Raw genomic sequence first — 5208 nt, 5'->3', positions numbered from 1 at the left:
CGACCTCATTCGAGTCTGGACAAAATGACTCCAGATGAGTTTTACTATGACCAGCTACCACAACAAAATAAGGTAGCTTAACTAGAGCAGAGTATCACTTATAAATAAGCTTTTAGTTGTTCAAACAAGTGGGACCACCTCTCACCTCCGCGCTTCATCAGAAAACTGAAGGAACCTCCATTGAATCGAACTAATATTTTTTTTGGTGAATCGCATTCTGACTGGTTGCCTGTCAGAGGCGGAGAATCTGGTGATTTTGTTTTTCGACGTGGTGACGGGCATGCCTTCGCGAAAATCGCACCTGCTTCCCGCCGCGGTGAGCTCGCTGGAGAGCGTGACCGCCTCATTTGGCTCAAAGGTCGAGGTGTGGCTTGCCCCGAGGTGATCAACTGGCAGGAGGAACAGGAGGGTGCATGCTTGGTGATAACGGCAATTCCGGGAGTACCGGCGGCTGATCTGTCTGGAGCGGATTTGCTCAAAGCGTGGCCGTCAATGGGGCAGCAACTTGGCGCTGTTCACAGCCTATCGGTTGATCAATGTCCGTTTGAGCGCAGGCTGTCGCGAATGTTCGGACGCGCCGTTGATGTGGTGTCCCGCAATGCCGTCAATCCCGACTTCTTACCGGACGAGGACAAGAGTACGCCGCAGCTCGATCTTTTGGCTCGTGTCGAACGAGAGCTACCGGTGCGGCTCGACCAAGAGCGCACCGATATGGTTGTTTGCCATGGTGATCCCTGCATGCCGAACTTCATGGTGGACCCTAAAAGGCACTGTTGCAAATAGAGATTTGAGTCGATGAAGTTCCTTTTTAAAAGTGCTTAGAGACCGAAAACCCTGTTGATTAGACACACTTCACCTTGAGGCTGACCATAATAAAATGACGATGCTTGTCCTTTACGTAGTGCACGCATGACTTCAATACCTTTAATTGTGGCATAAGCCGTCTTCATAGATTTGAATCCTAATGTGGCCCTGATGATCCGCTTTAGCTTGCCATGATCACATTCAATCACGTTATTTTTATACTTAATCTGCCTGTGCTCAATATCTGGTGGACATTTACCTTCCCGTTTTAACCGTGATAAAGCATGGCCATAGGTCGCTGCTTTATCTGTATTGATGACCCGTGGAATTTGCCATTTTTTCACCGTATTGAAGATTTTTCCTAAAAAACAATAGGCTGATTTACTGTTCCGTCTAGCGGAAAGGTAAAAGTCAATCGTATGACCACGTTGATCAACTGCACGATACAGGTAAGTCCATCGCCCCTTCACTTTGATATAAGTCTCATCCATATGCCATGAATGTAAATCTGTAGGATTACGCCAATACCAGCGTAAACGTTTTTCTATTTCAGGAGCATAACGTTGAACCCAACGGTAAATAGTCGTGTGATCAACATTCACACCCCGTTCGGCCAGCATTTCCTGCAGTTCACGATAGCTAATGCCATATTTACAATACCAGCGCACAGCCCAAAGAATGATTTCACCTTGAAAGTGCCGACCATGGAAGGGATTCATCTGCTGTATCTCGAAATAAATAAGATATTTAGCTTATCATGTCAGCCTATTTGCAACAGTGCCATATATTCGCCTTTTGGATGGAGAACAAGCTCTGCACCACCAAAGCCCACATTTATTACATTGCCTTACCCTGCAACGTTTAATCCATCCATTACAGCAATACTACCCGTTCACATTACTTTATCTCGGCTGATAATCAGCGCAGTAACTTTAGCCAATCTCGCTGCAATTTCCATGTCAGGAATTTGTCCACTTATTCCAATGATGATGAGAACTGCAGCATTGACTTAGATCGCCAGTGCTCAGTACTGGCCATCATGTAGCTTTTATCGCTTTAGCGCCTTAACTTATTTAAGTGGCGTAACTTGCATAACTTATGCATCCTATTTAAGTGATGTAAGTTATAGTATTCCGTGTCAGGAATCTGTCTACTTATCAGCGTCCGCGGAACTGCAGGATTTCTGGCTTTGTTGTTCGCAACGAGGGCTAATTCTGGAGTTCCGTATAAGGCATAATCAATAACGACGCCTGATGCGAACATAGCGATTGGGCTGAAACGGAAGGTATCAGGAGCAATCGCTTTGGCAGAATTCCCCAAGGTGCTCACAATAAGATTCACATTGATGAAATCTGGCTTTCTACTCAGCCCATGGATATGCGAGCAGTTACTTATACTGCTCTTTCTCATGTCCTAAAAGCCTTTGACCATGTCAAATCGCAACATTGAGGTTATCTTGTTTTGGAATAAGCGTGGTCATTGTATGAAAGTGTTGATATATGATGGACTGGGTATTCAAAGCTCTACGGTTGGAACAAGCAACATTTCACTGGACTCAAACTCATCATAGTGAAACAATTACAAGCATTGATTCAGAGTTTCGCTTGATAAAGAATTTGACAATGTGCATCAAACATCATGACATCAATTCAGTCAGCCAAGCTGAATAGCCTAGATCCGTGTCTGTGCAGAAAAGGACGCCTTCATATAAAATAACTCAAATAGATAAATTACCACCACACTGCTAGAGCCTGAGCTGAATTTAAAAATATCTATAGGGTTCACCGGGGACTTACAGTAAATTTAACTTGGATAAAAAATATCCCCCTTAAAAAAGTGGGATATTTTTAATTTATTTATTTAATATTTCTTTTAATTCATCTGCACTATATGTCGATAAATTTTCTATAGCTGCTCGAACAATACTTGAACGATTTATTCTTGCATTTTGCCCTTTTACAACCAGCTCATCAATTAGTTTACTAATATCTTCATTGAGAGAAAAAGTGTAACGAATAAATTTTTTTTCACTTGATTCTAAAGCCTTTACCCTCTTTTCTGCACCAGATATAAATGCATCTAACATTTTATCTTGTTCAGTAGGTTCAGGTTTTTTGTTTAGCCCAGTTAAACCAGCCATAGTTATACTCCTAAAAACTCTCTTGCAATACTTTCAATTTCAGCTTTCGCTTTAGGATCACTATTTACTTCAAAAACCGAAAGCCCATTTTCATCTGCATCATCATAAACATTTCGATTTGTTGTGATTGAATTCAATGCATCAATACCAAATGATTTGCATGCCTCTTTTGCATCTAAAATTCTTTGAACTTGAGAAGGAAGAGTTGGACACTGAGTAATAATTGCTCTAGCTTTCAGATTTGGATTTACTGTCTTTGCTAATTTTAAAACTTGTTCCATATGATCTAAAGTTTTTAGATCTCTTCGTTTGGGTCTAAACGGCAATAACATATGTGTAGCTATAGTCATTGCTGAACGTAATGCTTCAGAATCCTGTCCACCTGCATCAATGATAATATCTTGGTATCTTTTATCTAAATCTTTTAAAACTGAACGTATATTCCCTGATGCTTGTACTGATGGAATATTATTTAATTCATCGTTTTCATCTCTTTCTTTGACCCAATCTGTTGTTGTTCCTTGAGGGTCAGCATCTAATAAGAGGACGTCTCTTTGACTTTGTTGTAAGTAAACTGCAAGATTTTGAGCTAAACAGCTTTTACCAGCACCGCCTTTTTCACCACCAACTAAGATAATCATAATTTATGTAAGTTACGTAAGTTTGTTTGTGTATAATTTAACGGTGATTTATGAAGTAATCAACTATCATGAAAAAAAAAATTAAAAAAAAAGTTATCCACAAAAGAATGGTCTTTTTGAATTTATATATATTTATTTAAATTTATTATTTATATCTCTGCTCAAAGCTTGACTAGCAAAGGGATACAGGAAGTATATGTTGACAAATTCCTACCAATAAGTTGACTTTTTCCTGTTTCTGAGTTGACATATTCCTACCAATAAGTTGACTTTTTCCTGTTTCTAAGTTGACAAATTCTGTGCATAAGTTGACAAATTCTTTTATTAAAAATACTTTCATTTGTGGACGTTAAGTAGTATTGTCAATATATCTATTTATAACATTTTCCTTAATATATCTTCCTATGAGTAACATAGTATATAAAGATAATAATTTGGTTGAAGCATCGTATTCACTAAATCTATCTGAGCAAAGGCTAATATTAATTGCGATCATTGCTGCTCGAGAAATTGAGAAAGAACTTACTTCTGATACTATACTTACGATTCATGCTTCTGAATACATGAAACAGTTTAATTTAGGACGTCAAGCATCTTATGAAGCGTTACAATCTGCATGTGATAATCTTTTTGAACGGCATTTGAATTATAAAGCAGTAGATCCTATAACTGGAAAAATAGGAATATACAAAAGTAGGTGGGTTTCAAAAGTTGGTTATGTTAAGGAAGAGGGATGCGTCCAACTAATTTTTGCACCAGATATTATCCCCTTATTTGTAAAACTTGAAGAAAAGTTCACAAGATATGAACTTAAACAAATCTCACCACTTACAAGCATTTATGCTATTCGCCTGTATGAGTTACTCATACGTTGGAGATCAACTGGTAAGTTATATATTTCTATAGATGAGCTTAGATCAAAACTCGGATTGATAGAAGATGAATATAAAAAGATGGGAGACTTTAAAAAAAGGGTTCTTACCGTAGCTTTAAATCAAATTAACAAATTTACGGATATTACTGTTTCTTATATACAAAAAAAGGAGGGAAGAAATATTTCAGAATTACATTTCATGTTTGAAGAAAAAGAACAAAATAAAACGAGTACAAGTGCTCCTTTAGAGCCAACTTATAAATTGACAGCTAAGCAATGTATATTCTTTGCTAAAAAGCTATGTGATATTACTAACTATCCAAAATTTGGTAATGATTTCGCACATCGTGGAGAGACTCTAGAAGACTTTCAGGAAAGGATATCAAGTGATCTTCTTGATAGCGATAATGTTAGAAAGTATTTTTCTTATTTGTTAGAAGTTGGTTATGCTCCTAAATACAAGAAGTAACCCTTTAGTTAATTGTCACTTTAAACAAAAGACCACGCCCTCTCATACTAAGTTTTTAATTAAGATTGCTTTCATGTGATTTTAATATGAATTAGCATAAGTTACATAACTTATGCTGGTTAAGTAACCACCTATCCTGCCTTTATAATTTATTGCTGCAGTTCTCATCATCATTGGAATAAGTGGACAAATTCCTGACATGGAAATTGCAGCGAGATTGGCTAAAGTTACTGCGCTGATTATCAGCCGAGATGTCGTTATTGATTATGCCTTATACGGA

Annotated in this window: 4 protein-coding genes and 1 pseudogene; 2 read left to right on the top strand and 3 right to left on the bottom strand. The window is 38.0% G+C overall.

Going from position 1 to position 5208, the window contains the following annotated elements; all coding sequences use genetic code 11:
* Positions 1-180: 180 nt before the first annotated feature.
* Positions 181-777, top strand: a pseudogene (locus tag FTV03_RS16905) (APH(3'') family aminoglycoside O-phosphotransferase); the annotation flags it as partial.
* 41 nt (positions 778-818) lie between these two features.
* Here FTV03_RS16905 and FTV03_RS16900 read toward each other — a convergent pair.
* From FTV03_RS16900 to FTV03_RS16890, 3 genes are all read right to left on the bottom strand, one after another.
* A complete protein-coding gene (locus tag FTV03_RS16900) occupies positions 819-1523 on the bottom strand; it encodes an IS6-like element IS1008 family transposase (protein ID WP_180042320.1) in 705 nt (234 codons plus the stop codon).
* Positions 1524-2656: 1133 nt separating this feature from the next.
* Positions 2657-2944 carry a hypothetical protein gene (locus tag FTV03_RS16895; protein WP_000908082.1) on the bottom strand — a complete coding sequence of 96 codons (288 nt, stop codon included), beginning with the start codon at positions 2942-2944 and terminating at the stop codon, positions 2657-2659.
* A 2-nt stretch (positions 2945-2946) separates the two neighbouring features.
* Positions 2947-3585 carry an AAA family ATPase gene (locus tag FTV03_RS16890; protein ID WP_000585007.1) on the bottom strand — a complete coding sequence of 213 codons (639 nt, stop codon included), beginning with the start codon at positions 3583-3585 and terminating at the stop codon, positions 2947-2949.
* 404 nt (positions 3586-3989) lie between these two features.
* Here FTV03_RS16890 and repM point away from each other — a divergent pair, with 404 nt between their 5' ends.
* Positions 3990-4928 carry a replication initiation protein RepM gene (gene repM / locus FTV03_RS16885; RefSeq protein WP_002046604.1) on the top strand — a complete coding sequence of 313 codons (939 nt, stop codon included), beginning with the start codon at positions 3990-3992 and terminating at the stop codon, positions 4926-4928.
* Positions 4929-5208: the final 280 nt, after the last annotated feature.

Origin of the sequence: Acinetobacter sp. YH12218, from assembly GCF_013417925.1 — a bacterium.
In the GTDB taxonomy this organism is placed as follows: domain Bacteria; phylum Pseudomonadota; class Gammaproteobacteria; order Pseudomonadales; family Moraxellaceae; genus Acinetobacter; species Acinetobacter amyesii.
This window is presented reverse-complemented; position numbering and strand designations above follow the sequence as displayed.